Origin of the sequence: Streptomyces sp. HUAS TT11 (assembly GCF_051553595.1) — a bacterium.
Taxonomy (GTDB): domain Bacteria; phylum Actinomycetota; class Actinomycetes; order Streptomycetales; family Streptomycetaceae; genus Streptomyces.
This window is the reverse complement of the sequence record NZ_CP196184.1, coordinates 2,148,813-2,173,272: the sequence shown is the minus strand read 5'-3', so window position 1 is coordinate 2,173,272 and position 24,460 is coordinate 2,148,813. Positions and strand designations below refer to the sequence as shown.

Sequence of the window (24,460 nt, the reverse complement as noted above, 5' to 3'; positions counted from 1 at the left end):
TCATGGAGCGAGACTGCGATGTCGGCGCCCTCGGCGTCTTGTACGTTTCTTGCGTGGTATCCCGGCAGGAGATCTCTGCTTGGCGCCCGCCGGTCCCGGGCGTCGTCGAGGTCTTCCACGCCCATTTCGTCGAGCATGCCTATCCCATGCACGTCCATGACGCCTGGACGCTCCTGATCGTCGACGACGGCGCGGTCCGCTACGACCTGGACCACCACGAGCGGGGCACCCCGCACGACACCGTCAGCCTGCTGCCGCCCCAGGTGCCGCACAACGGCTCCCCCGCCACCGCGCTCGGCTTCCGCAAGCGTGTCCTGTACCTCGACATGACGCAGCTCGACGAGAGCTTCATCGGCCCGGCGGTCGACGGCCCCGACCTCGCGGATCCCCTCCTGCGCCGACGCATCGGACAACTCCACGCGGCCCTCGCCCACCGGGGGGACGAACTGGAGGCGGAGAGCCGTCTGGCCCTGATCAGCCGGCGCCTGCGCGCACATCTGTCGCCCGGCCGCCCCGCCGACCCCGTGGTGAGCGACCGTGGTGTGGCCCGGGACCTGCGCGACCTCCTCGACGAGCGGCTCCGCGAAGGGATCACGCTGGACGAGGCAGCGAGCGTGCTCCACGCCCACCCCGCACATCTCGTACGTGCCTTCGGCGCAGCGTTCGGTATCGCGCCCCACCGGTACGTGACGTCCCGCCGGGTCGATCTCGCCCGCCGCCTGCTGCTCGACGGGCGACCGCCGGCCGAGGTGGCGACCGCCGTGGGCTTCTACGACCAGTCCCACTTCACCCGGCACTTCAAGCGGATTCTGGGCACGACTCCGGGCCGGTATCTCCGTACCGGGACGAAGTGGGACGGAACGGGAAATGAGGCCGGGGATATCGGGTGTATCGGATCGCTGAATTCCTGAACGCGTTCGGATTCCATTCCTTACGGCGTGGAACGGGCGTGGGAATTCTCCGGAACGACCGAGCCGGCCCGCGGACAGTATCCGCGGGCCGGCTCGGGCCGACGCTTTTCGGAATGCCGGTGACGGACGGATCACCGGACGCGCGTCAGGGTCACCATCGGTACCAACGGCCCCGTCCGCCGGCCGCGGTCGTCCCGCGCACGAGGAACCCGAGGAGCCAGATCACAAGGACCGCGAGGGCGATCCACCACAGCACCTTCACCGCGAATCCAACGCCGAAGAGAATCAGGGCGAGAAGCAGAACCAGCAGAATGGGAACCATTTTTTACCTCCTGCTCACCGTGTTTCCCGAACCGCGCCGATCAGACTTGCTTTCGGCAGAGAATTTCTCCGTGAAGTACCGCGAACCAGCCGTCCTCGTGCCGCCCCCATTCCCGCCAGGCCTCCGAAACCGCGCGCAGGCGCCCAGGTGTCGCATGGCCCCCTTCGGCGGCGCGGTCCGCGTAGGCCGAGGCGAGGGTGCGGTCCGCCCACAGCCCGCTCCACCAGGCCCGCTCCTCCTCGGTGGCGAAGGTCCAGGTGCCGGACGTGGTGGTGATGTCGCGGATGCCCGCGCTCAGTGCCCACGACTTCAGGCGCCGTCCGGCGTCGGGTTCGCCGCCGTTGGCGCGTGCGACCCGCTTGTAGAGGTCCAGCCAGTCGTCCAGGCCGTCGGATGCCGGATACCAGGTCATCGCCGAGTAGTCGGCGTCGCGGACGGCGAGGTAACCGCCCGGCTTCGTCACCCGGAGCATCTCGCGCAGTGCCTGCACCGGGTCGCCCACGTGCTGGAGCACCTGATGGGCGTGCACCACGCAGAACGTGTCGTCCGCGTACTCCAGTGCGTGCACGTCGGCGACCGCGAAGTCGACGTTGCCCAGGCCGCGCGCGGCAGCCGTGGCCCGGGCCTGCTCCAGGACGCCCGCCGCCCGGTCCACGCCGGTGACATGGCCGTCGGGGACCAGTTCCGCCAGGTCGGCGGTGATGGTGCCCGGGCCGCAGCCGATGTCCAGGATCCTCATGTGCGGTTTGAGCGAGCCGAGGAGGTAGGCCGCGGAGTTGGCGGCGGTCCGCCAGGTGTGCGAGCGCAGCACGGACTCATGGTGGCCGTGCGTGTAGACGGCCGTCTCCTTCGACATGACCTTCCTCTTCCCGTCGTACGGACCGGCGGCCGGACCGCCGGGCGATACGCATCACGGTAGGCGCTCATGCCGAATAATGAGACCCGCGTCTTGTCATATGGACAGCCGGTACCGGGGAGCCGGCCGGCCGGGCGGCAGAGGCCGATAGACGGTCAGCGCCTCGGGAAGCTTCTCGAGCGTCACATCGCCGTCGACCTCGGTGACCTCCCCGTCGTAGGCGAGCGGAGTACCCGGGGCCACCCCGTCCAGGCGCAGACGCCGCACCCGCACGGCCGCATGGGCCGGAGAGCGGGACAGGGGACCCGCGAAGGCGGCGGCCAGCAGCCGCGCGGCCGGGCGGCGGCCGCCGTGCACGACCCGCACGTCGAGCTTGCCGTCCGCCAGATCGTGGCGGCGAGCGGGGGCGAGGCCCATCCGGTGGTACGTGCCGTTCCCCGCGAAGAGCAGCCACAGCGGGCGGGTGCGGCCACCCAGGTCCACGCGCAGGGGACGGCGGTCGGCGCCCAGGACGCGCAGGGCGGCGAGGACCCCGGCCGGCCAGCCGCCGATCCGCGGTGACCAGCGCTCCCGCTCGCGCACCAGCTCCGGGTACACGCCCAGACTGAAGGTGTTGAGGAAGCAGCCGCGCTTCCCGCCCGAGACGAAGCGCCCCACGTCGACGCGGACCGCGTCGCCCTGCTGAACGGCGTGCACCACGTCGCGTACGTCCTCGACACCGACGTCCAGGGCGAAGTGGTTGAGGGTGCCGCCCGGGACCACGGCGAGCGGCAGGGTGTGCCGCATGGCCACCTTGGCGGCCGCGTTGACCGTGCCGTCGCCGCCGCAGACGCCGAGGACCCGGGCGCGGGCGGCCGCCTTCTCCAACTCGGTTTCCACGTCGGCCGGATCGCTTTCCACGATCTCGGCACCCGGAAGGGCGTCCTGCAGGGCGTGTATCCGGTCGGAGGTCCCCGAGGCCCTGTTCGCCACCACCACGAGACCGGTCCCGTCCGGCAGCGCGGGTGCGTCCGCGTGCGGGCGGCCGGGCGCCGGCGCCGGGTAGCGGGTCGGGACCAGGCCGCGTACGGCCAGGGCGGCGCCCACACCCAGGGCCGCGCCCGCCAGGACGTCGCTCGGGAAGTGGACGCCGGTGTACACGCGGGAGACCGCGACGGCGGCCGCGAGCGGGACGACCGCCGCGCCCCAGCCGCTCGACTCCAGCGCCACACCCGCGGCGAAGGCGGCGGCCGAGGCGGAGTGCCCCGACGGGAACGACGTGGTGATCGGCTGGCGCTTGAGCCGGCGGGCTGCGGGGACCGGGTCGAGGACCGGCCGGGGGCGGCGCACCGTGCGTTTGCCCAGGGTGTTGATGGCGGCGGACGCGAGGGTCAGCGAGGCGACGCCGCGAGCGGCGGCCCGGCGGGCGCGCGGGGTGCGGGCGGCGGCGATGGCGGCGGCCGTGGCGAACCACAGGACACCGTGGTTGGCGGCCCGGCTGAGCCGCGGGAGCACATGGTCGGCGCCCGGCCAGTGCCGCGAGGCGACGGCCTCGAACAGGCGGCAGTCGGAGGCGAGCAGGCGATCGCGGAACGGATGCGGGCCCGGCGGACGCATGGTGAGGTCGACATCTGGGGTCATGGAACGCGGATACCCCGAGAAGGAAGAACCCTGCCCGGGCCGCCGCCGGAGCGATAAACGATTGCCCGGCGCCCCCGCGCCCGCACACAATGCGCCCCATGGGACACCTGGAAGCCGCACACCTCGAGTACTACCTCCCGGACGGGAGGGCGTTGCTCGGCGACGTGTCCTTCCGGGTCGGCGACGGGGCGGTCGTCGCGCTCGTCGGGCCCAACGGCGCCGGGAAGACCACCTTGCTGCGGCTGCTCTCGGGCGAGCTGAAACCGCACGGCGGCGGTGTCACCACCAGTGGCGGGCTCGGGGTCATGCGGCAGTTCGTGGGGTCCGTACGGGACGAGACGACCGTGCGGGACCTGCTCGCCTCGGTCGCCCCGCCACGTATCCGCGAGGCCGCCCGCGCCGTGGACGCCGCCGAGCTCGCCGTGATGACGGTCGACGACGAGGCCGCCCAGCTCCGGTACGCGCAGGCCCTGTCCGACTGGGCCGAGGTCCGCGGCTACGAGGCCGAGACGCTCTGGGACATGTGCACGACGGCGGCCCTCGGTGTCCCGTACGAGAAGGCCCAGTGGCGCCAGGTCCGCACCCTCTCCGGCGGTGAGCAGAAGCGGCTCGTCCTCGAGGCGCTGCTGCGCGGAACCGACGAGGTCCTGCTCCTGGACGAGCCCGACAACTACCTCGACGTGCCCGGTAAGCGCTGGCTCGAGGAGCGGCTGGAGGAGACCCGCAAGACCGTGTTGTTCGTCTCCCACGACCGGGAGCTGCTGGCCCGCGCCGCACAGCGGATCGTGTCGCTGGAGCCGAGCCCCACCGGGGCCGACGCCTGGGTGCACGGCGGTGGTTTCGCCACCTACGACGAGGCCCGGCGGGAGCGGTTCGCCCGTTTCGAGGAACTGCGCAGGCGCTGGGACGAGAAGCATGCGCAGCTCAAGAAGCTCGTGCTCAATCTGCGCCAGGCCGCGAGCGTCAGCCACGAGATGGCGTCCCGCTACCAGGCCGCGCAGACCCGGCTGCGAAAGTTCGAGGAGGCCGGGCCGCCGCCCGAGCCGCCGCGCGAGCAGGACATCAGGATGCGGCTCAAGGGCGGCCGCACCGGCGTCCGCGCCGTCACCTGCGCGGGACTGGAGCTCACGGGCCTGATGAAGCCCTTCGACCTGGAGGTCTTCTACGGCGAGCGCGTCGCGGTCCTCGGATCCAACGGCTCGGGCAAGTCGCACTTCCTGCGGCTGCTGGCGGGCGGCGACGTGGCGCACACCGGGGAGTGGCGGCTCGGCGCACGTGTCGTGCCGGGGCACTTCGCCCAGACCCACGCCCACCCCGAGCTCGAGGGCCGTACCCTCCTGGACATCCTGTGGCTCGAGCACTCCCAGGACCGCGGCGCTGCCATGTCCCGGCTGCGGCGCTACGAGCTGACCGGGCAGGCCGAGCAGAACTTCGAGCGGCTGTCCGGAGGGCAGCAGGCCCGCTTCCAGATCCTTCTGCTGGAGCTGGAGGGCGCCACGGCCCTGCTGCTCGACGAGCCGACGGACAACCTGGACCTGGAGTCCGCCGAGGCGCTCCAGACGGGTCTTGAGGCCTTCGACGGCACGGTCCTCGCCGTCACCCACGACCGCTGGTTCGCCCGCTCCTTCGATCGCTACCTGGTCTTCGGCAGCGACGGCCGGATCCGCGAGACGCCGGAACCGGTCTGGGACGAGCGAAGGGTGGAGCGGGCGCGGTGAGGGGTGCCGGAAGGCCTGCGCGCTAAGGCCGGCGCAGCAGCGCCCCCACACCGCCCACCGGCGCCTCGCCCGGCCGTACCGCCGGCACCGAGATCGCCGCGGCTCCCGTCTCCACGACGGCGCGCAGCAGCGCGTCGTCCGCCCGCGCCTGTTCGAGGTGCCGCTCGCCGAGCGCCGTGAGGTCCCCGCGGCGCACCGCGACCTGGTCGGGGTCCTCTCCGATCCACACCTCCCGATGTGTGTCGGAGCCGGACGGATGGATCAGAAGTTCGTCGATACGGTGCTCGCGCGCCGCCTCGACCACCGCCGGCACGCCCTCGGCCGTCCGCGGCCGACCCGTTGTGTCCGGTGCGCGGGCCGCGAGGAAGCGCTCCAGCTCCTCGGCCGCCCGGGCCCGCACATGCTGGGCGCGGATCCGTTCCACGTCCTCGTCCAGCAGCCGGCTGCCCGGCCCGTGCGGCGCCTGTGCGACCCGGCCGCGGAGCCGGTTCGGCAGCCGCTCGTGCACGGAGTGCCGCTCACGCCGCTCGCCGACCAGGATCACCAGGTCGGCGCCCGTCTCCTCCTGGCAGACGGCGAGCGCGTCCGCAATCTCGGCCGCGTTGTGCTCCCAGATGTTCTCCACCCGCAGCTGGAAGTGGCGCACGGACCAGTCCCCGGTGGTCGTCCGGTGCGGCGGCCGGTCCTGACCGGTCACCCTCCCGGCGTCCCTGCTGCCCAGTGCCCCGCGCAGCTCGAATTCGGCGCCCTTGCGTTCGATGTACGCCACCACGCACACCGGCTCCTCGTTGGCCAGGTCGAGCAGTGGAGCCGTGTGCGGCAGAGCGGCCCAGGACGCGGAGGACTCGCCCGGGACGGCGGCCAGCGGCGGATCCAGGACGACCTCGCCCGCCCGCGCGAACAGCGCTCTGCCGTGCGGCTCGGGGGAGTGGGCCAGTTCCTCGACGGCGGTCCGCACCGCCCGGCACGTCGGCTCGTCCGCGCCCTGCCAGTCCAGGTCGCGGGCGAGTGCCTGAGCGGTCAGGGTGCGCTCCTGGGGGGTGGACTCGGTGTGCCGGGAGGTGTCCACATACACGGAGGCCCAGGGTCCGGGATGTTCGTACAGTGGATGGAGAAAGGCGAGATCCATGGCTCCCTCCCGGATGCCGCTCGGGGTAGTGCTTCGTCCGGGCGGGTACCCGGACCGCACCGAGGAACACGACGAGCGGGGTACCACCATGACCGGAGTCGACCCGGGCCGGCTGACCGACCAGCAGCTCATGAAGGAGCTGGAGACGATCCACCGCACACGGCACGACACGCTGCTGTACGGATCGAACGACGCGCTGCGGGCCCACAACGACCGCATGGCGCAACTGGAGGGCGAGTACCTGCTCCGCCATCCCCGCCGGGTGATCGCCGCGAGCCGGACGCGCGACGGCGCCCGGGAACGCGACCGGGGGACGAGCCTGACGGAGCTCGGAAGCGCGGAACCCGAACGGGTGAATCCCGCCCGCTGACCCGGGCGCATGCCGCGGTCCTGGGAGCGGCGGGGCCGACGGGTACTGTGCCTGCCGGGGGAGCGTGCATCGGCCGCATCCCCTGATCGGAGACATCCGCGCCGACCAGGCGGCCGTCGTCCGCACCGTCGGCGCCGGGATGCCGACGTCCGGGGAAACCGGTTTACGGCGGTGGAGCCCCGCTACGCGGCGAACTCGGTGAGTATCGCCTCGTCGAACGCCTTGAGATCGGCCGGCTTGCGGCTGGTGATCAGCTTGTTGACGCCCTGGTCGACCCTCACCTGCTCGTCCACCCAGGTGCCGCCCGCGTTGGTGATGTCGGTGCGCAGGCTGGGCCACGACGTCAGGGTGCGGCCCCGTACGACGTCGGCCTCGACCAGCGTCCACGGCGCGTGGCAGATCGCCGCCACCGGACGCCCCCGGGCGAAGAAGGAGCGCACGAACGCAACGGCCCGTTCGTCCGTCCGCAGGAAGTCGGGGTTGGCCACGCCTCCGGGCAGCACCAGCCCGTCGAAGGATTCGGCCTGCGCCTGGCCGACCACCGCGTCCACCGGGAACGTGTCCGCCTTGTCCAGGTGGTCGAACGCCTGGATGTGGCCCGTCTTCGTCGACACCAGAACCGGTTCGTGGCCGGCCTCGGTCAGGGCCTGCCAGGGATCGGTGAGTTCCACCTGCTCGACGCCTTCGGGCGCGGTCAGGAACGCGATACGCATGACGGTCACTTGTCCTTTCTCTGCTTGCCCGTGCCGGTGGCCCCGTCGCGCGGGCCCCCTGCCGGCCGGCAGGGGTGCTGCTGCGGCGCAGCGACGCCCGCAGCACCCCTGGGCCGGACGTCCATGCCTTCCGCACGGCCGGCTACCTGCGCACGACGGCTTCGGCGAGCGCCTCGGCGTTGGCGTAGCGGGCCGGGCGGGGCAGCCGCTCCACCGCCTCGAGCAGGGGGCCGGGCGCGTTCTTGCTCCGCAGGACGCGGGCCAGATGGCTCGGCGTCGCCGGGAAGTTGCTGCGTCCGAGATACCGGGCCAGCTCCAGACGGGCCGCCTCCAGGGCCGTCCTGGAGTCGCCGGGCACCACCGCCCCGCGCCAGACCGCCGGGTCGTCGTCGGCGACCGGTTCGGGGTCGTACCACTCCTCGGTCCTGGTCGGGTGACCGGACCGCAGCAGGCCCTGCAATTCGTGCTTCATCTCGTCGTCACGGTGGACGCTCAGGCGGTCACTGCCTCGCTGCATGACTCCCTCCAGATCTTCGGGGTGGACCCTCGCGTACCCGGTGGGCCGCGATCGACACGGAGGAAAGCCGGATGGCCGAACCGGGTGGTGGGAAGGGAGGCACGGTCAGCGGTTGCCGACGAAGAGGTGATCAGTGCGCCTCGGGCGGGCCGGGACGGAACGAGGGACCACGGGACGCCGCGTCCCCCGCCGGGGTGTCCTTGCCTGCGGTGGCGCTCCGGGTCGCAGGCGCCGCCGCCCAGCTGGAGAGGATGTGGAGCTTCTCCTCGGACGGTGAACCCGCGGCCGCGAGGTAGAGGGTCAGGTACAGATCCGCCTCGGTCGGGGTGTGCAGCGTCTCGTACCTGAGCGTCATGTCTCCGACGGCAGGATGGCGGAAACGCTTCGTGCCGTGCGTGTGCCGGAAGACCCGGTAGTTGGCCCAGTACCGGGCGAACTCCTCCGATCGGGTGCTCAGTTCTCCGACCAGGGAGGCCAGGGCCGGGTCCGAGGTGCTGCGGCCCGCGGCCACGCGGAGGATGGCCACGGTCTGCTCGGCGATCTCCCCCCAGTCGGGGTAGACCTCCCGGGCCCTGGGGTCGAGGAACATCCAGCGGGCCATGTTGCGCTCGGCCGCCGGCATGGCGTCGAAGTCGTCGAGGAGGACCTTGCCCATTCTGTTGATGCCGACGACCTCCAGGCGCGGCCCGTGCAGCACGGCGGGTGTCGGATCCAGGGACCGCAGTAGCTCGTGCAGCCCGGAACGGGCCCTGGGTGCCCGCGCGGGCAGCGTGGCGGCGGTCCGGTCGGGGCGGCCCGCGTCGGCCCTGACCAGGTCGAACAGATGCTGCCGCTCCAGCCCGTCGAGCCGGAGCGCGGCGGCCACCGCCGTGAGGACCTGGTCGGAGACGTTACGGGCCCGCCCCTGTTCGAGGCGCGTGTAGTAGTCCACGCTCACCCCGGCCAGTACGGCGATCTCCTCCCTGCGCAGCCCGGCGACCCGGCGCCCGTCCGTGTGCCAGGGAAGCCCTACGTCGGCAGGTGTCAGGCGAGCTCTGCGGGACCTGAGGAACTCGCGCAACTCGGTGTGCTCGGCCATGTCCTCAAGTATCGGCAGCCGGTGATCGGCCTGCCAGGCCGAAGGGGGGTCTGCCGGAACCAGGAACACCGGAGCCCGACAACCGCTGGGACACCGCCTCGGTCTCCGGTCGTATGGAGAGGGTCCGCTCCGGTCGTGGCAGCGACCGGATCCTCTCCCCCCTCATGGAGTCTCTCTCATGCGTACGTGGTTCATCACCGGTGCCTCCCGCGGTTTCGGACTGGAGATCGCCCGCCAGGTCCTGGCGGACGGTGACAACGTCGTGGCCGCCGCCCGCAACCCGCAGGCCGTGACCGACGCCCTGCCGGGGCACCCTGAGCGGTTGCTGGCCGTGCCCCTCGACGTGAACGACCCCGAGCAGGCCGACGCGGCGGTCGCCGCCGCGCTGCACCGCTTCGACCGGATCGATGTGCTGGTCAACAATGCCGGACGGGGGCTGGTCGGTGCCGTGGAGGAGACCTCCGACGCCGAGGCGCGCAGTGTCTTCGACACCAATGTCTTCGGCCTGCTGACCGTCACCCGCGCCGTGCTGCCGGTCATGCGGGCCGGCCGCAGCGGAACGGTCCTGAACATCAGCTCCGTCGGAGGCTTCGTGGGCTGGGCCGGCTGGGGTCTGTACTGCGCCACCAAGTTCGCGGTCGAAGGCCTCACCGAGGCGATGGCTCTGGAACTCGCTCCGCTGGGCATCAAGGTCAGTGCCGTCGAGCCCGGACCGCTGCGTACGGACTTCCTGGACGGCTCGTCGCTGCATCGCGCCGCCGGTGTCATCGGCGACTACGCGGCGAGTTCCGGTGCCTCGCGGGCCTGGGCCGACGACACCAACCACGCCCAGGCGGGCGACCCGGTCAAGGCCGCCCGGGCGGTGATCACCGCGGTTCGGGGCCCGTCGCTGCCGATCCGCCTCCCTCTCGGCGCCGTCACCGTGCACGACGTCGAGGCCAAGCTGGCCACGACGGGGGACGTGCTGGCCGCCTGGCGGGACGTCGCCCTGTCCATCGACGAGCAGTCGGCGGCCTGACCGGACGAAGCCGGGGCCCTCGCCGCCGCCGAGGCGGGGCGGGAGCCGTGCGGACGCCCTCGGCCCGCCGGTGTCCGGACCACGGGGTCCGGACACCGGCGGGCCGCTTCTGCTGGCGGTGTCCCGCGTGCGGATCCCACTATGGGGAGGTGGGTGCGTTGCGTCGTTCGACGGCCGTTCGCGGCTGAGCGGCCCTGCGGTCCACGTGCCGGTGGGACGGAGGTGTGTGGTGCCATGGGATGCAGTGACATGCTCATGCGAATCGATGACGCCGGGCGGGTGATCGAGTGCTCCCCGCTGGCCTGTGAGCTGTTCGGCTGGGACGCGGCGGAGGTGGCCGGCCGTTCCGTGGGTGCCCTCCTGGCCGAGGCCGCCGTCGAGGGCGAACGGCACCGGGCGGGCCGCGGGGGCGCCGACTCGATGCTGGTCAGGTCGGTGCAGGCCGGTTCCTCGGTGGTGTGGGAGGTTCGCGCGGCCGCGGACGCCGTGTCCAGGGAGGATCTGGCGATCCTGCGGGCGATGTTCACCCAGTCGCCCGTGGGCCTGCATGTCCTGGACGACCGGCTGCGGATCGTGCGCGTCAACACGGCGACGCGTGGACTGCGTGGTGTCCCGGTCGAATCACTGGTGGGCCGGGTGTTCAGTGAGGCGTTCCGGCTCATGGACCCCGAGAAGGAGGAGGAGACGGCCCGCGAGGTCCTGGCGAGCGGCAGGCCGGCGCTCGATCGGCTGGTGCGCTCCCTGGTGGGGGCCGTCGGCCGCAGGCCACGGGTCTACTCGGTGTCCTACGCCCGGCTGGAGAGCGAGTGCGGAGAGGTTCTGGGGCTGATCGTCTCCACCGTGGACGTCACCGAACGTGAGCGGGCCCTGCGGCGCCTGGAAACGCTGGAGCATGTGCGCGGATGTGTGGGGGAGCGGTTGGAGGTCGTGGCCGTCTGCGAGGAACTGGCCGGCGCTGTCGTACCGGCGTTCTCCGGCATCGTGGTGGTCGAGGTGATCGAGGACGTGGTGCGCGGCGAGGAGCCGCCGCTGGCCCCGGTCGACCGGGACATACCCCTGCGCCGGGCCGCCTTCCGGGGGCTGCGGTCGGCGTATCCGGTGGGCGAGGTGCGGAAGCTGCCGTACGGCACTCCGTTCTCGCGGGTCCTGACCGATCTGCGGCCGCGACTCGTGCCCGTGGAGCCGGACAGCATATGGCTCGAGGCGGACCCGTCCCGAGCGGAGTCCATCCAGCGTTCCTGCGCCCACTCCCTGATCGTGGCTCCGCTGTGCGTGCGGGGCGAGGCGCTCGGGGTGGTGAGCTTCTACCGCTACCGGGACGAGGACCCGTTCGACGAAGCGGACGTCGCACTGGCATCCGACATCTGTGCGCATGCCGCGCTGTGCATCGAGAACGCCCGCCGCTACACCCGGGAGCGGACCATCGCCGCCACCGTCAAGCGCAGACTGCTCCCGCAGCAGCCGGCGACACCGTCCACGGTGGCGATCTCCCACCTGCACATTCCCGGACCGGGGGGCGGGGGCGCCTGGTTCGACGTGATCGAGCTCGCGGGGGCGCGGACGGCGCTCATCCTCGGCGATGTGGCCGGGCGGGGAATGGACACCGCGACCACCATGGGGCAGCTGAGGACCGCTCTTCACTCCCTGGCCGCCCTGGACCTCGAACCGGACGAACTGATGGCACGGCTGAGCGACACCGCCGCCCGTCTGGCCGAGGAGCGGGAGGCACTGCCCAGCGGCGACCCCCTGCACCGTGTGCCGCTCACCGCGGGCTGCCTGATCGTGGTCTATGACTCGGTCGAACAGACGTGCGCCATTGTGTGTGCAGGGCACCCGAAGCCCTTCGCTGTGCTCCCCGACGGCAGCGCGGCCCTCATGTGCGTACCGGCGGGCCCCGTGCTCGCCGGCAAGGGCAGCGCGCCGTTCCCGGCCACCGCGGTCTCCCTCCCCCCGGGCAGCACCATCGCGATGACCAACGAGGACCTTCCCGTGTCCCTGGGCCCACTCCTCGAGACGGGCGCGCGCCGGCCCTTGGGCGACCTGTGCGACGCCCTCGCCTATGCGCTCCGGGACGCGAACGACAAGGAGAAGATGGTCCTGCTGGCGCGCATCGAGGCACTGCCCGCCGACCAGGTGCTCAGCTGCCCCCTGCCGGCCGAACCCAGAGCGGCACCGCTGGCACGCGCGGCCGTCCGCCGCCAGTTGGAGACCTGGAAGATCGACGAAGAGACCGCCTTCACCACCGAGCTCATCGCCAGCGAACTCGTCGGCAACGCGATCCGCTACGGCGCTCCGCCCATCCGGCTGCGCCTCATTCTGGACCGTCAGCTGACCTGCGAGGTCAGCGACACCGCGTCCAGCGCCCCGCACCTCAAGCACGCCCGCACGATCGACGAGAACGGCCGGGGGCTGTTCATCATCGCCAACCTCGCCGACAACTGGGGGACCCGCTACTACGCGGAGGAGAAGACGGTCTGGGCGCAGCAGACCGTCGGAGCGACCTGAGCGGTGATGCCCGGAGCTCGACGAGGCGCCCGCCGCGCGCACGGGGACGTCGGGCGCCGCCTCCTCGTGCCCTTCGCCGAGCTCCGTCGTCCCCTCCCGCATTCGGGTGTTTGCCGTCCAGGGGGCAGGGCAGGCGGAGTTCAGTGCTTCGGACAGGAGGCACGTCCGTGGGAGTGATCGAGACCCGCCACGGGTGTGCCCGTCCGGCCCGGGTGCTCCTCCCACGGTGACTGTCCACCCCAGGCACCAGTAAAGGGAGTTGCGACCCACCATGCCGAACCGAGCGAGCGTGAAGAACCACCCCCATGACGACGCCCCGGACACCGCTGAGGCCTTCCGCAGGCTCGCCACGCTCTCCCCGGGCCCGGAGCGCGACGCGCTCCGGGACCAGATCGTCGAGGCCTGGCTCCCCATGGCCGAACGGCTCGCGGGACGCTTCCGCAGCCGCGGCGAGAGCTACGAGGACCTGCGCCAGGTCGCGGCGCTCGGCCTGGTCAAGGCCGTCGACCGCTACGACCCCGAGCGCGGCCATGCCTTCGAGAGCTATGCCGTGCCCACCGTGACCGGCGAGATCAAGCGTCATTTCCGCGACCACATGTGGACCCTGCACGTGCCGCGCCGGGTTCAGGACCTGCGCAATCGGGTGAGGTTCGCGAACCAGGACCTGTCACAGACCATCTCCGGCCGCAGGCCCACCGTCGCCGAGATCGCCGAGCACGCGAACATGAACGAGGAGGACGTGCTGGTCGGACTGGAGGCCCTGGAGAGTTTCACGGCGCTCTCCTTGGACGCCGAACTGCCGGGCAGCGAGGACGGCTACTCGCTCGGCGACTCCCTCGGCTCGCCCGACCCCGCGCTGGACACCGTCGTCGACCGCGAGGCCGTCAAGCCGCGGCTGCAGGCCCTGCCCGAACGCGAACGCGCCATCCTCTACATGCGGTTCTTCGACGACATGACCCAGAGCGTCATCGCCGAGCGCCTCGGCATCTCCCAGATGCACGTGTCCCGGCTGATCAGCCGCTGCTGCAACCAGCTCCGGGAGCAGGTCATGAGGGACGCCGCCTGAGCTCCGCGGACCGGGGGCGAGCGCGAAGGTGACGGGACATCACGTCGCCTTCGCGCTCGTGCCGCCGCTGAGGGGGCCCGGTGGCCTTTCGGGCCGTTGATCCGGCCCGGTGCCCCTCGACGTCGAGGGGCACCGGGCCGGACGCCCTGCGGCCTCCTCCGTCACCCGCCCGGCTGCCCCGGTAGCGCGAATGGGGTCCGGCCGCGCGCGGGCCTCGGCCGGGCGGGCTGTCATGGGCTTCCGAGGGCACGATCGCCGTGCCCGGAGGAACCCGTCCGAAGGAGCCCGCCGCATGCGCCGCAGTGCCCGTGTCCTGTCCACCGCCGTGGCCGGTGCCGCTCCGGGCGCCGTCGCCGCACCCGCGTTCGCCGACCCCGCCGCGCGCATCACGCCGCGGACGGTCGCCGGCGGACCGGTCACCGTCCCGGTGTCCTGCGATGCCGTCGGCGGCGCCCTGCCCGCATGCATCGACGCCACCTCCTGCGCCGTCGACGAGGGCAGGGTCCGGCTGAACGGGGTCGGCGGCCACGACTGCGGCGACGGAGGCCGCATGCAGACCAGGAGCCCGAGCGCCGCCGGGCACAGCGGGACGGCCCGGAGCCCGGCCGGCGGCACCGCCGGCGGACCCGCCGAGGCGGTGGGACCCGCTGCGGAGTGGGGTGTCGACGGCAGCGGTCCGTTGCCGTCCAGCGGCCGTGAGAAGCCGTGGAACGTCTCCTTCACCGCGACCCGGGACGGCCCGGAAGGGCAGGATCGGGGTCGGCGTCCGGGGCAGGGCCGGTTCCAGGGCCAGGGCCAGGGCCAGGAGGGTGACGACGATCGCGGGCAGGCACAGCAGCCCCCCGGGGTCCAGCACGGGGCGCAGGCCGGTACGGGTCGCGCCTCCGTCCCGACACCGGTCGCGGGCGGCCCGCTCCTCGCGGCAGCGCTCGGCGCCGCGGCGCACCGGCTGTGCCGCCACGGCCCGGGCGTCGACCGCTGACCCGTGTCCCGTGCGCCTCGGAGGCACGGCCATGACCTTCCGGATCCCTGGGTACTCAGACCTCGAGGGCATCCCCGGCACCGAGAAGGAACAGGAGTTCGAGGACGGACCACGGTCACGGTCGACGGCCCTGAGCGAGCCGGAGCCCCGGGGGACCGGCCACCGCACCAGGCACGGCGTGGAGGCACACATGCGGCGCACGGATCCGGAAGGGCACGGTCCCGTCCGTTACGGTCCGCCCCTTCCCGGTCAAGGGCTGCCCCTGCTGCCCGGTCTGTCCGCCGCGCTCGCCGACGCCGCCGACCACGACGGCGCCCTCCCCTCCGGGCGTACCGACGCCCTCCTCGACGCCGCCTGCGGCTACTTCGCCCGGCGTGGACTGCCCGCCGAGCCCGACACCGTGGCCGCGGCCCCCGGCGCCCCCACCCTGTTCGCGGCGGTGACCGCCGCGCTCGGCGGCGACGTGCTGGTACCGCGGCCGTGTCCCGCCTGGTGGGCGCCCCAGATACGGGCGCTCGGACGGTCCGTGTTCCATGTGCCGACGCCCGTGGAGTGCGGTGGGGTCCCGGACCCGTACGCACTTCTGGAGACCGTCCGCAGGATCCGTGCGGAGGGCGGCGACCCGCGCCTGCTCGTGCTCGCGGTCGCCGACGACCCGACCGCGACCGTGGCCCCGCCCGAGGTGGTGCACGAGACCGTCGAGGCCGCCGCCGGCGAAGGACTCCATCTGGTGAGCGACGAGACCTGGCGCGACTGTGTGCACCGGCCGCACGAGACCGTGCTGCTCAGCCCCGCCGAGATGCTCCCGGACCGGATCACCGTCGTCACCGACCTCGCCGGTCCGTTTCTTCCGGCCGGCTGGCCCGCGGCCGTCGCCCGCTTCCCGGCCACGGCCGACGGCGCCGGGCTGCGCGCCCGCGTCCTCGATGTGCTCACCGCTCTCGGCGCCCGCGTCGCCGATCCGGTCGCAGCCGCGGCCGCCTACGCCCTCGACGAACCCGCCGACGTCACCGAGCGCCTCGCCACCGGCATCGCGCTGCACGCGCAGGTGGCCGCCGCCGCGCACCGGTCCCTCGTCGCGGCGGGCGCCCTCGCCCGGCCCCCGCAGGCGGGCCGCCATCTCTACGCGGACCTCGGGCCCTTGCGCTCCGCGCTCGACGCCCGGGACGTCGGCGACTCACAGGAGTTGGAGGACCACCTCACCGCCCGGCTCGGCATGCCCGCGCCCGGCGGTCACCGCTTCGGGGACGAACTGGCCGCATTGCGCGTCCGTCTGTCCACCTGGCCGTTCCTCGGGGCCACCGCCGAGGAACGGCACCAGAGCCTCGTCTCGCCCACGCCGCTGGAACTGCCGCACGTGCAACACGCGTTGAACCTCCTGGGATCGGTCTTCGACGATCTACGCGACGACGCTCAGCGATGGGAGCCCCCTCGATGACGCAGCAGTCCGAGCCGACCACGAGCACCGTCTCGACCCGACTGGACGCCGGTGAGCCCGTGTCCACCTCCCTGCTGAGTCCGGACCCCGGTCCGCGGACCCCGTTTCCGCCGATCTCCGAACCGAGGTCCCTCGGTGAACGCCGTATCTGGCCGCGTTCCTTCGTGGACCGGCTGACCGCACCGCTGCCGGGGCTCAAGGCCTTCGCCCGCTTCGCCCGTGAGGGCGCGGTACGGCCCGGCCCCGACGGTCTACGGGACATCCCCCTGCTGCCGTACGAACCGGCCCCGCTGCCCCGGGTCGGCGCCGGCACGGTCGCCGTCTCCTGGGCGGGGCACGCCAGTTGGGTGGTGCGGATCGGTGGGCTGGCCGTGCTGACCGACCCGGTCTGGTCCCGCCGAATCCTCGGCACCCCGGCCCGGATCACACCCGTCGGCATCGCCTGGAGCGCCCTGCCGCACATCGACGCGGTCGTCATCAGCCACAACCACTACGACCATCTGGACCTACCGACTCTGCGCCGACTTCCGCTCGACACACCGGTGTTCGCGCCGGCAGGCCTCGCCCTGTGGTTCCGGCGCCGCCGGTTCACCTGCGTCACCGAGCTGGACTGGTGGGAGGGCGCCGAACTGGGCGGCGTGCGCTTCGACTTCGTCCCCGCCCACCACTGGTCCAAGCGCACCCTCACCGACACCTGCCGTTCGCTGTGGGGCGGCTGGATCATGACCGCACCCGACGGACTGCGCGTGTACTTCGCGGGCGACACGGGACACGGCCACTGGTTCGAGCGGATCGGGCGCCGCTATCCCGGAATCGACCTGGCCCTGATGCCGATCGGCGCCTACGACCCGCGGTGGTGGCTCAGCGACGTGCACTGCGACCCGGAGGACGCGGTGCGCGCCACCCGGGAGCTCGGCGCACGGCGGATGGCGCCCATGCACTGGGGCACGTTCGTACTGTCGGCGGAGCCGGTGATGGAACCCCTGACGCGGGTGCGGGTGGCCTGGGAGAAAGCGGGCCTGGCCCGGGAGGACCTGTGGGATCTGCCGGTGGGGGCGTCACGGGTGCTGGACTGACGGCGACCGGCGCTCACGAGGCGGCGGTCCTGCGTATCCGGCGCCATATACCGGGCGCGGCGCTGACGGCCAGCGTCAGTACGACCGCCGCCGCCACACCCTCCCACGGCTCGGGGAACAGGGAGCCGCCGAGGATCCCGATCAACTGGTAGGTCGCGGCCCAGGCGAGGCAGGCCGGGGCGTCGCCGCGGGCGAAGTCCCGCAGCGGCATCCGGGCCAGCAGGCAGGCGAGCATGACCGGTATGCGACCCGCGGGGACGAGCCGGGAGAGGGTCAGCACCGCGATGCCGTGGTCGCTCAGCTTCTGCTGGGCCTGGGCCAGCCGCTCCTCGGGGGCGCGGTCGCGGATCGTCTCCAGCCAGCGGGAACCGTTCTTCGACCGCATTCCGCGGCGTCCCAGCCAGTACAGCGCGACATCCCCGAGGAAGGCCGCGAACGCCGAGACGACGAACACCAGGGCGAGCGAGAAGGGTGAGGTCTGGTGGAAGGCCACGACCGCCGCCGAACTCACCAGTGCGCCCGTCGGCACCACCGGAACCAGCGCACCGATCAGCACCAGCAGGAACAGCGACGGATATCCGAGCGCCTGCTGCGTCGACTCCGGGGGCACGCCGGTACCGGCGGTGCCGAGGAACATCACCGGGCGACCTCCGGCCGGACACTCTCCCCGTGGGCCAGGAGGTGCACCGACACCTCCGGCGCACGGTGCGCGGCCAGACGAACGAACTCCTCGCCCGGAGTGTGGAACTCATGGGGGCGCACGGCGTCCATCCCGATCGGCCAGTACGTGCCGTAGTGCACCGGCACCGCGCTGCGCGGCATCAGCCGGGTCAGGGCCTCCGCCGCACGCCCCGCGTCGAGATGCCCGGGACCGAGGTAGGGCCCCCAGCCGCCGACCGGCAGGATCGCCACGTCGACCGGTCCGACCTCCTCGGCCATCGACTCGAACAGGCCGGTGTCCCCGGCGAAGTACGTCCGTGCACCCCCCTCGAGCACAAAACCGAGAGCGGGGGACCGGTGCGGCCCGACGGGCAGCCGGCGTCCGTCGTGACGGGCCGGCACCACCCGGACGACCAGGTCGTCGACGCGTACGACGTCCCCGGGCGCGACCTCGGTGAGCCGCAGGCGGCCCAGCCGGCGCAGCCCCGGCACCTGGGCCAGGGCACCGCGCGGCACCAACAGGCGGGTACCCGGGGCCAGGCGGGCCAGCGAGGGCACGTGCAGATGGTCGGCGTGCAGATGCGAGACCAGTACGACGTCCGCGACGGAGGCCTCGGGCGGCGGCGGTGCCCCGCGGCGCCTGCGCAGATGTGCGAGACGGCGCGCGAACAGCGGATCGGTCAGGACCCGCGTACCGGCGTCCTCGACCGTGCAGGTGGCGTGACCCCACCACGTGATCTCCACCGGCACTCCATTGCCTCCTTCGTGCGACTCCCCTCGAGCCTACGGGCAGGAGTAGGGTCGGCGGCGAAACCCTGAGGTGAGGGGGACCCCATGGGAGATGCGTACGGTACCTCCGGCCCGCCCGACGGCTGTGGCCGGTCCGGCGCGGTACGGGTGGCGGCCATCGCCAGTCTGATGCCGCTGGAGGAGCTGGACGCGGACCCCTTCCTCGTCGACTCCCGCAGCCAGCACGCGATGTGTGCGCGCTGGGCGGCGGAGCGCGGGTACGTGGTGACGCGGGAGCTGCTCGTGCGGAGCCTGCGCCCCGACCACAGCGCGCTGTGGTCGGACGTGGAGGCGGGCCTCGTCGATCTGTTCGTGGCCCCGAGCCGGCGGGTCCTGGAGCGGGCCCTGTCCTCCGTGGACGAGTTCGCCGCGGAGTGCGCGCGGCGGGGCGTGCGCGTCGAGACGGTGGGCTGCGCGGAACCGTCGTACGACGCCCAGATGAAGGCGCGCGTCCACCGCCGGCTGTCGATGCCGACCGCGGGGTACGACGGTCGTTGACCACCAGGGCGTGGCCGCCCGCGCTCGGTGTGTTTCGGGTGGTCCCGGACGATGTGGCAAGGTGGGGCGGGTCGTCCCCAGGGGATCGCGGCGGCCGGGACGTGAGGTGAGCGGGGCGTGGGGCAGGAGCGCTGGCGGAGACTGATCAGCGGTGCGGGGCGGAGCGTCGCCGTGTGGGCCGCGTCCACCGTGACGCTGCTTGTTCTCGCCGGTGTCCTCCCTGACTTCCGGCTGGAGTCCGCGGCCGGTGACAGCGTCACCCGCGTCGCCCTCACGGCGGCGGCCGGCGCCGGTGTCTTCGGTCTGCTCTCGTCTCTCGTGTGGCCCCTGCTCGTCCGGTTGCTGCTGCTCGTGCCGGCCCTCGTCCTGGGGCTGCTGGTCTTCTTCCTCAACGGCTCCCTGCTGCTGCTCGCCCTGCGCCTGAACCCCTCCGGCCGGGGCGAGGCGGCCCCCGAGACGGCCGTCGTGGTCGCCGCCATGATGTCCGCGGTCGCCTCGGCGACGGGCGGTGCCCTCGCCGTACGGGACGACGACGCGTACCGCAGGCGGCTGTACCGGCTGGCGGCCCGGCGGCGCAGGCGGGGCGACGGGCGGGCCGGGCCCGGCAGCCCGGCGGCACTGTTCGTCCAGCTCGACGGGGTCGGGCACGACGTGCTCCGGGCGGCCGTCGACAGGGGGCTCATGCCGACCGTCGCCTCCTGGCTCGGTCCTCGCGACGGCCGCGGACCCACCCACCGGCTCAGCGCATGGCGCACCGACTGGTCCAGCCAGACCGGCGCCAGCCAGCTCGGCATCCTGCACGGCAGCAACCACGATGTGCCGGCCTTCCGGTGGTACGAGAAGGAACACCGCGAGGTCGTGGTGTGCAACCGGCCGTCGAGCGCCGCCGAACTCCAGCGCCGGGCCATCGAACGGACCGGTGACGGCGGGCTCCTCACCGTCGACGGCGCGAGCCGCGGCAATCTCTTCAGCGGTGGCGCCGACGAGGTCGCCCTCGTGCTGTCCATCGCCGTCAGGCGAGGGCGGGAGAACCGCTCCCGCGCCGGGTACTTCGCCTACTTCAGCGATCCGGCCAACGCCGTCCGCACCGCGCTGTCCTTCCTGGCGGAGGTCGGCCGTGAGACATGCCAGTCCGTCCGGGCCCGTGTCACCCGGCAGCGACCGCGTGTCAAGCGGGGTGGCCTCTACCCCTTCGTGCGCGCCTTCGCCACCGTCGTCGAGCGAGACGTTGTCGTCGCCGCCGTCATCGGCGACATGCTCGCCGGGCGCAACGCCATCTACGCGGACCTGGTGGCCTACGACGAGGTGGCCCACCACTCCGGTCCGCACAGCCGGGACGCCGAGCAGGTCCTGGGGCGGCTGGACCGGTCGCTGGCGCTGCTCGCGCAGGTCGCCGAACACGCCCCGCGCCCGTACCGGATCGTGGTGCTCTCCGACCACGGCCAGAGCCCCGGCGAGACCTTCCGGACCCGCTACGGCCTGAGCCTCGCCAATCTGGTGCGGGCCGGCTGCGGACTGCCGGTACCGCGCAGGGTGGAGCGCACCCACAGCGGGACCGAGGCGCGTGCGGCGGTCCGGGCCGCGCTGCGCCGGCCGGTGGAGGAGGGCGGTGCGCAGCAGCGGCCCGCCGGCCGCCGCAACGAGCCCATCGTGCTCGCCTCCGGCAACCTCGGACTCGTCTCCTTCCCTGACGTGCCGCACCGGATGACCAAGGAGGAGATCGACCGCCGCCACCCCGCGCTGCTGTCCACGCTCGCCCACCATCCCGGCATCGGTTTCCTCCTCGTACGGAGCGAGAAGCACGGCGGGGTGGTGCTCGCCGCGCACGGCGCCGAGGTCCCGGTCGACCTGCTCGCCGACGAGACCGGTCCGCTCACCGGCTTCGGCCCCGGCGCCGCCGACGCCATACGCCGTACGCACTCCTTCCCGCACACCGCCGACATCATGGTCAACTCCTGGTACGACCCGGACGAGGGCGAGGTCCTCGCGTTCGAGGAGCAGATCGGCTCGCACGGCGGGCTCGGCGGTGCCCAGACGCGCCCCTTCCTGCTGTCCCCGGTGGCGCTGTCGGCCCCCGCCGAGGCGGCCGCCGAACTCGCCGGAGCCGAGCGGCTCCACGGGCTCTTCCGCCGCTGGCTGCGCGAGTGCGACGGGCCCCAGGTGCCGCTGTCCGCGGCCGAGGACGAACGGGCCGCCTGAGCCGGGAGGAAACCGGCGACCGCGCGCGCACGAAAATGACATGACGGCCACTGCCGGTCGTTGAGAACCTCGACGGCGAGCAACCACGGCCGCGAGAGCGGCACCCGTTCAGGCCCGAAGAGGAGAGCCGCTGCGTGCAGGCAGCCGTCGCCGTCACCCCCGCCCGTATACCGGAACTGCTGCTCGGTCTCGCCACCGTGCGGCCCGTGTTCATCTGGGGTGCCCCCGGTATCGGGAAGTCCTCCCTGGTGCGCGCGTTCGCCGAGTCGCTGGGGCTGGAGTGCGTGAGTCTGCTGGGCACCCAGCTCGCCCCCGAGGACCTGATCGGCGTGCCGCAGATCCGGGACGGACGATCGGTGTTCTGCCCGCCGGAGGCCATCGCCCGCGACGAGCCGTACTGCCTGTTCCTGGACGAGCTCAACGCGGCGACCCCGGACGTGCAGAAGGCCTTCTACTCGCTGATCCTGGACCGCCGCATCGGCACCTACGAGCTGCCGAAGGGCTCCATCGTCATCGGCGCGGGCAACCGCTCCACCGACAACGCCCTCGCCCGGCCGATCGCCTCGGCGCTGGTCAACCGGCTCGCCCACGTCCACCTGGAGGCCTCCGCGAAGGACTGGCTCGTCTGGGCGGCGGCGAACGCCATCCACCCGTGGATCCTCGACCACCTCACCGATCGGCCCGACCACCTGTGGTCCAAGCCGCCGAAGACCGAGGAGCCGTTCTCCACCCCCCGTTCCTGGCACATGCTCTCCGACGCGCTGCACTCCTTCGGCCGCGACCTCGACGAGGAGACGCTGAAGGTGCTCGCCCACGGCACCCTGACCCCGGCACACGCCACCGCCTTCTGCGGATACGTCAAGATCGTGCGCAGCCGGTACGGCATCGAGGCCATCATCAAGGGCGACGCGCACTGGCCGAACCGCATACAGGACCGGGACCTGCTGTACTACCTGGCCGAGTCCTTCCGGGGCCGGCTCGTCAAGGAGCTGCCCGCGAGCAAGGAGCACATGTCGGCGAACGGACGGCAGACCGCGTACCGCGCCAAGTCCCTGCTCGTGCAGCTCGCGGAGATCTCCGTCGAGATCGCCCAGAGCGTGATCGCCTCCGACGCCGACGGCAACCCCGTCCTGCCGTCCTGGTTCCTGGTGGAGGCGGCCCGGGACATGCCGCGGCTGGTGGAGGCGCGGCGATGAGCCGCACCCGCCCCAGGAAGAAACGGGACTTCGCGGCCGAGGCCTTCGCCGAGGGCCTGCGGCTGATGCGGGCCAACCCGGCGCTGGCCGCCGTCGAGTTCAGCGTCTGCCGCGCGGAGAACTGCGCCACCGCCCCGCGCGACGGGCTGGTCCGCGTCGACTCCGACGGTGTGCTGCACGCCCATCCGGACCGGCTCGCCGACCCGGCCGACTGGGCCTGGGCGCTGGCGCACGCGGTGCTGCATCTCGGTTTCGGGCACGTCCCCGCGGTCAAGGGCACGCGTGTCCAGCCCGACCGCCACGACATCGCCGCGCGCTGCGTGGTCGTCAACCGGTTCCTGCTCGGCTTCCCCGTCGGCAGGTCCCCCGAGGACCTGCCGGCCTCCTGCCCCGACGGCGACGAGGAGCAGCTCGCCGTGCGCTGGCGCCGGGACGGCCTGCCCGCCGTGTACGAGCGCTGCGGTACGGCGGGCGGCGAGCCCGACCAGCTGCTCGTGGACGGGAAGGGCCGGTGGGGGCAGGTCCCCGACTGGCAGCTCGCCTTCGCCACCGCCCTGACCCGGACCGTGTCCGCGGCGTTGGACATGGCGGGCGGCCGCCGGGACTCCCTGGACGGCGAGGCGGCCCGGCGGCGCCCCTGGGAGCGCGCGCTGAGCTGGTTCATCTCCTCCTACCCGCTGCTCGGTGGCGTGGCGGCCGGGATCAAGCTGGTCGCCGACGCCGAACTCGCTCACGCACACGGCATCTCCGTGGCCGCGGTGAACGCCGAGGCGGGTGAGATCTACATCAATCCGCTGCGGCAGTTCGAGGACGAGGAGTGGCGCTTCGTCCTGGCCCACGAGATGCTGCACGCCGCCCTGCGCCACGGCGACCGCTGCGGCACCCGCGACCCCTACCTGTTCAACATCGCCTGCGACTACGTCATCAACGGCTGGCTGCGCGAGATGCAGCTCGGCACGATGCCCGAGGGGCTGCTGTACGACGCGGACCTCGCGGGCCTGTCCGCGGAGCAGGTCTACGACCGCATCGCCGGCGATCTGCGCAGGATGCGGCGGCTGGCCACGCTGCGCGGCAGGGGTGTCGGCGACGTGCTCGGCGCGCCGCTGCGACCGCCCGGCGACTACGTCGACCTCGACGAGTTCTACCGCCGGGGCCTGGCGCACGGCCTGGACCTGCACCAGCAGCAGGAGCGCGGTTTCCTGCCCGGCGCTCTGGTCGAGGAGATCCGCGCGCTCAGCCATCCGCCACTGCCGTGGGACGCCCGACTCGCCCGCTGGTTCGACGAGTTCGTTCCCCGCCCCGAACCCGTACGGTCCTATGCGCGCCCCTCGCGCCGCCAGAGCTCCACGCCCGGCATCCCGCGCGCCGGGCGCTGCTTCCCGCCCGAGGAGGTGGCCCGCTGCACCTTCGGCGTCGTCCTCGACACCTCGGGCTCCATGGACCGCGTCCTGCTCGGCAAGGCGCTCGGGGCGATCGCCTCGTACGCCGAGTCCCGCGACGTACCCGCGGCCCGGGTCGTCTTCTGCGACGCCGCGCCGCACGACGCCGGCTATCTGCCGGTCACCGACATCGCGGGCCGGGTACGGGTGCACGGCCGCGGCGGTACGGTCCTGCAGCCGGGGATCGATCTGCTGCACCGGGCACGGGACTTCCCGCCCGGTGCCCCGGTCCTGGTGATCACGGACGGCTGGTGCGACGTGCTGCGGGTACGGCGGGAGCACGCCTATCTGACACCCCAGGGCGCACGGCTGCCGTTCACACCGCAGGGGCCGGTGTTCCGGGTGCGGTGAACCCGGGGC

22 protein-coding genes are annotated in these 24,460 nt (G+C 72.9%); 13 read left to right on the top strand and 9 right to left on the bottom strand.

Features of this window, described 5'->3' with window-relative positions; genetic code table 11:
- Positions 1 to 2 precede the first annotated feature (2 nt).
- On the top strand, positions 3 to 911 hold the full coding sequence (locus tag ACSHXN_RS09805) for a helix-turn-helix domain-containing protein (protein WP_438302949.1): 909 nt from the start codon (positions 3 to 5) through the stop codon (positions 909 to 911).
- 151 nt (positions 912 to 1,062) lie between these two features.
- Here ACSHXN_RS09805 and ACSHXN_RS09800 read toward each other — a convergent pair whose 3' ends face one another.
- The 3 genes from ACSHXN_RS09800 to ACSHXN_RS09790 all read right to left on the bottom strand — a co-directional run bounded on the left by ACSHXN_RS09800 (position 1,063) and on the right by ACSHXN_RS09790 (position 3,709).
- Positions 1,063 to 1,233: a hypothetical protein gene (locus tag ACSHXN_RS09800; protein WP_059129383.1), complete on the bottom strand. Its 171-nt coding sequence runs from the start codon at positions 1,231 to 1,233 to the stop codon at positions 1,063 to 1,065.
- 40 nt (positions 1,234 to 1,273) lie between these two features.
- Complete coding sequence (locus ACSHXN_RS09795; RefSeq protein ID WP_355796366.1) at positions 1,274 to 2,089, bottom strand: class I SAM-dependent methyltransferase; 816 nt, start codon at positions 2,087 to 2,089, stop codon at positions 1,274 to 1,276.
- A 96-nt stretch (positions 2,090 to 2,185) separates the two neighbouring features.
- Positions 2,186 to 3,709: a bifunctional phosphatase PAP2/diacylglycerol kinase family protein gene (locus ACSHXN_RS09790; protein WP_356109329.1), complete on the bottom strand. Its 1,524-nt coding sequence runs from the start codon at positions 3,707 to 3,709 to the stop codon at positions 2,186 to 2,188.
- Between the two features lie 98 nt (positions 3,710 to 3,807).
- Between ACSHXN_RS09790 and ACSHXN_RS09785 the strand changes: the two genes are divergently transcribed.
- The gene (locus ACSHXN_RS09785) at positions 3,808 to 5,427 is read left to right on the top strand and encodes an ABC-F family ATP-binding cassette domain-containing protein (RefSeq protein ID WP_355128255.1); all 1,620 of its coding nucleotides are present in this window, start codon (positions 3,808 to 3,810) and stop codon (positions 5,425 to 5,427) included.
- Between the two features lie 22 nt (positions 5,428 to 5,449).
- Here ACSHXN_RS09785 and ACSHXN_RS09780 read toward each other — a convergent pair whose 3' ends face one another.
- Positions 5,450 to 6,556, bottom strand: coding sequence for a baeRF2 domain-containing protein (locus ACSHXN_RS09780; RefSeq protein ID WP_355128257.1), 1,107 nt, complete (start codon positions 6,554 to 6,556; stop codon positions 5,450 to 5,452).
- A 13-nt stretch (positions 6,557 to 6,569) separates the two neighbouring features.
- Here ACSHXN_RS09780 and ACSHXN_RS09775 point away from each other — a divergent pair, with 13 nt between their 5' ends.
- Positions 6,570 to 6,926, top strand: a complete 357-nt coding sequence (locus ACSHXN_RS09775) for a DUF6158 family protein (RefSeq protein ID WP_355128458.1) — start codon at positions 6,570 to 6,572, stop codon at positions 6,924 to 6,926.
- Positions 6,927 to 7,108: 182 nt separating this feature from the next.
- On the opposite strand, the gene ACSHXN_RS09770 is transcribed toward ACSHXN_RS09775, so the two are convergent.
- The 3 genes from ACSHXN_RS09770 to ACSHXN_RS09760 form a co-directional block, all read right to left on the bottom strand.
- The gene (locus ACSHXN_RS09770) at positions 7,109 to 7,639 is read right to left on the bottom strand and encodes a type 1 glutamine amidotransferase domain-containing protein (RefSeq protein ID WP_438302948.1); all 531 of its coding nucleotides are present in this window, start codon (positions 7,637 to 7,639) and stop codon (positions 7,109 to 7,111) included.
- A gap of 142 nt (positions 7,640 to 7,781) precedes the next feature.
- Positions 7,782 to 8,156: a DUF2795 domain-containing protein gene (locus ACSHXN_RS09765; RefSeq protein ID WP_355128261.1), complete on the bottom strand. Its 375-nt coding sequence runs from the start codon at positions 8,154 to 8,156 to the stop codon at positions 7,782 to 7,784.
- A 130-nt stretch (positions 8,157 to 8,286) separates the two neighbouring features.
- Positions 8,287 to 9,234: a helix-turn-helix transcriptional regulator gene (locus ACSHXN_RS09760; RefSeq protein WP_355128263.1), complete on the bottom strand. Its 948-nt coding sequence runs from the start codon at positions 9,232 to 9,234 to the stop codon at positions 8,287 to 8,289.
- A gap of 178 nt (positions 9,235 to 9,412) precedes the next feature.
- Between ACSHXN_RS09760 and ACSHXN_RS09755 the strand changes: the two genes are divergently transcribed.
- From ACSHXN_RS09755 to ACSHXN_RS09730, 6 genes are all read left to right on the top strand, one after another.
- Positions 9,413 to 10,252 (top strand): oxidoreductase, encoded by an 840-nt coding sequence (locus ACSHXN_RS09755; RefSeq protein ID WP_355128265.1) that lies wholly within the window; start codon positions 9,413 to 9,415, stop codon positions 10,250 to 10,252.
- Between the two features lie 255 nt (positions 10,253 to 10,507).
- A complete protein-coding gene (locus ACSHXN_RS09750) occupies positions 10,508 to 12,757 on the top strand; it encodes a SpoIIE family protein phosphatase (protein ID WP_438302947.1) in 2,250 nt (749 codons plus the stop codon).
- 271 nt (positions 12,758 to 13,028) lie between these two features.
- Positions 13,029 to 13,823: an RNA polymerase sigma factor SigF gene (locus tag ACSHXN_RS09745; protein ID WP_355128269.1), complete on the top strand. Its 795-nt coding sequence runs from the start codon at positions 13,029 to 13,031 to the stop codon at positions 13,821 to 13,823.
- A 292-nt stretch (positions 13,824 to 14,115) separates the two neighbouring features.
- Positions 14,116 to 14,805, top strand: coding sequence for a hypothetical protein (locus ACSHXN_RS09740; protein WP_438302946.1), 690 nt, complete (start codon positions 14,116 to 14,118; stop codon positions 14,803 to 14,805).
- Between the two features lie 190 nt (positions 14,806 to 14,995).
- Entirely contained in the window at positions 14,996 to 16,243 is a 1,248-nt protein-coding gene (locus ACSHXN_RS09735; protein ID WP_355128460.1) for an aminotransferase class I/II-fold pyridoxal phosphate-dependent enzyme, read from the top strand.
- Positions 16,240 to 17,319 (top strand): MBL fold metallo-hydrolase, encoded by a 1,080-nt coding sequence (locus tag ACSHXN_RS09730; RefSeq protein WP_438302945.1) that lies wholly within the window; start codon positions 16,240 to 16,242, stop codon positions 17,317 to 17,319. The genes ACSHXN_RS09735 and ACSHXN_RS09730 overlap by 4 nt, the downstream gene beginning before the upstream one ends.
- A 13-nt stretch (positions 17,320 to 17,332) precedes the next feature.
- Here ACSHXN_RS09730 and ACSHXN_RS09725 read toward each other — a convergent pair whose 3' ends face one another.
- A complete protein-coding gene (locus ACSHXN_RS09725; RefSeq protein ID WP_355128274.1) occupies positions 17,333 to 17,956 on the bottom strand; it encodes a DedA family protein in 624 nt (207 codons plus the stop codon).
- On the bottom strand, positions 17,956 to 18,729 hold the full coding sequence (locus ACSHXN_RS09720) for an MBL fold metallo-hydrolase (RefSeq protein WP_355796351.1): 774 nt from the start codon (positions 18,727 to 18,729) through the stop codon (positions 17,956 to 17,958). Before ACSHXN_RS09720 ends, ACSHXN_RS09725 begins: the two co-directional genes overlap by 1 nt.
- 84 nt (positions 18,730 to 18,813) lie before the next feature.
- On the opposite strand from ACSHXN_RS09720, the gene ACSHXN_RS09715 reads away from it, so the two are divergent.
- The 4 genes from ACSHXN_RS09715 to ACSHXN_RS09700 all read left to right on the top strand — a co-directional run bounded on the left by ACSHXN_RS09715 (position 18,814) and on the right by ACSHXN_RS09700 (position 24,451).
- Complete coding sequence (locus tag ACSHXN_RS09715) at positions 18,814 to 19,266, top strand: hypothetical protein (RefSeq protein ID WP_355128278.1); 453 nt, start codon at positions 18,814 to 18,816, stop codon at positions 19,264 to 19,266.
- Positions 19,267 to 19,383: 117 nt separating this feature from the next.
- Complete coding sequence (locus ACSHXN_RS09710; RefSeq protein ID WP_356109338.1) at positions 19,384 to 21,465, top strand: alkaline phosphatase family protein; 2,082 nt, start codon at positions 19,384 to 19,386, stop codon at positions 21,463 to 21,465.
- Between the two features lie 134 nt (positions 21,466 to 21,599).
- On the top strand, positions 21,600 to 22,661 hold the full coding sequence (locus ACSHXN_RS09705; RefSeq protein WP_356109340.1) for an ATP-binding protein: 1,062 nt from the start codon (positions 21,600 to 21,602) through the stop codon (positions 22,659 to 22,661).
- Positions 22,658 to 24,451, top strand: coding sequence for a vWA domain-containing protein (locus ACSHXN_RS09700; RefSeq protein ID WP_356292580.1), 1,794 nt, complete (start codon positions 22,658 to 22,660; stop codon positions 24,449 to 24,451). Before ACSHXN_RS09705 ends, ACSHXN_RS09700 begins: the two co-directional genes overlap by 4 nt.
- The last annotated feature ends 9 nt before the right edge of the window (positions 24,452 to 24,460 follow it).

Excerpts from the sequence above, each read along its gene's own strand:
- ACSHXN_RS09805 (WP_438302949.1), top strand. The coding sequence starts at position 3 with ATGGAGCGAGACTGCGATGTCGGCGCCCTCGGCGTCTTGTACGTTTCT.
- ACSHXN_RS09800 (WP_059129383.1), bottom strand. The coding sequence starts at position 1,233 with ATGGTTCCCATTCTGCTGGTTCTGCTTCTCGCCCTGATTCTCTTCGGC.
- ACSHXN_RS09795 (WP_355796366.1), bottom strand. The coding sequence starts at position 2,089 with ATGTCGAAGGAGACGGCCGTCTACACGCACGGCCACCATGAGTCCGTG.
- ACSHXN_RS09790 (WP_356109329.1), bottom strand. The coding sequence starts at position 3,709 with ATGACCCCAGATGTCGACCTCACCATGCGTCCGCCGGGCCCGCATCCG.
- ACSHXN_RS09785 (WP_355128255.1), top strand. The coding sequence starts at position 3,808 with ATGGGACACCTGGAAGCCGCACACCTCGAGTACTACCTCCCGGACGGG.
- ACSHXN_RS09780 (WP_355128257.1), bottom strand. The coding sequence starts at position 6,556 with ATGGATCTCGCCTTTCTCCATCCACTGTACGAACATCCCGGACCCTGG.
- ACSHXN_RS09775 (WP_355128458.1), top strand. The coding sequence starts at position 6,570 with ATGCCGCTCGGGGTAGTGCTTCGTCCGGGCGGGTACCCGGACCGCACC.
- ACSHXN_RS09770 (WP_438302948.1), bottom strand. The coding sequence starts at position 7,639 with ATGCGTATCGCGTTCCTGACCGCGCCCGAAGGCGTCGAGCAGGTGGAA.
- ACSHXN_RS09765 (WP_355128261.1), bottom strand. The coding sequence starts at position 8,156 with ATGCAGCGAGGCAGTGACCGCCTGAGCGTCCACCGTGACGACGAGATG.
- ACSHXN_RS09760 (WP_355128263.1), bottom strand. The coding sequence starts at position 9,234 with ATGGCCGAGCACACCGAGTTGCGCGAGTTCCTCAGGTCCCGCAGAGCT.
- ACSHXN_RS09755 (WP_355128265.1), top strand. The coding sequence starts at position 9,413 with ATGCGTACGTGGTTCATCACCGGTGCCTCCCGCGGTTTCGGACTGGAG.
- ACSHXN_RS09750 (WP_438302947.1), top strand. The coding sequence starts at position 10,508 with ATGCGAATCGATGACGCCGGGCGGGTGATCGAGTGCTCCCCGCTGGCC.
- ACSHXN_RS09745 (WP_355128269.1), top strand. The coding sequence starts at position 13,029 with ATGCCGAACCGAGCGAGCGTGAAGAACCACCCCCATGACGACGCCCCG.
- ACSHXN_RS09740 (WP_438302946.1), top strand. The coding sequence starts at position 14,116 with ATGCGCCGCAGTGCCCGTGTCCTGTCCACCGCCGTGGCCGGTGCCGCT.
- ACSHXN_RS09735 (WP_355128460.1), top strand. The coding sequence starts at position 14,996 with ATGCGGCGCACGGATCCGGAAGGGCACGGTCCCGTCCGTTACGGTCCG.
- ACSHXN_RS09730 (WP_438302945.1), top strand. The coding sequence starts at position 16,240 with ATGACGCAGCAGTCCGAGCCGACCACGAGCACCGTCTCGACCCGACTG.
- ACSHXN_RS09725 (WP_355128274.1), bottom strand. The coding sequence starts at position 17,956 with ATGTTCCTCGGCACCGCCGGTACCGGCGTGCCCCCGGAGTCGACGCAG.
- ACSHXN_RS09715 (WP_355128278.1), top strand. The coding sequence starts at position 18,814 with ATGGGAGATGCGTACGGTACCTCCGGCCCGCCCGACGGCTGTGGCCGG.
- ACSHXN_RS09700 (WP_356292580.1), top strand. The coding sequence starts at position 22,658 with ATGAGCCGCACCCGCCCCAGGAAGAAACGGGACTTCGCGGCCGAGGCC.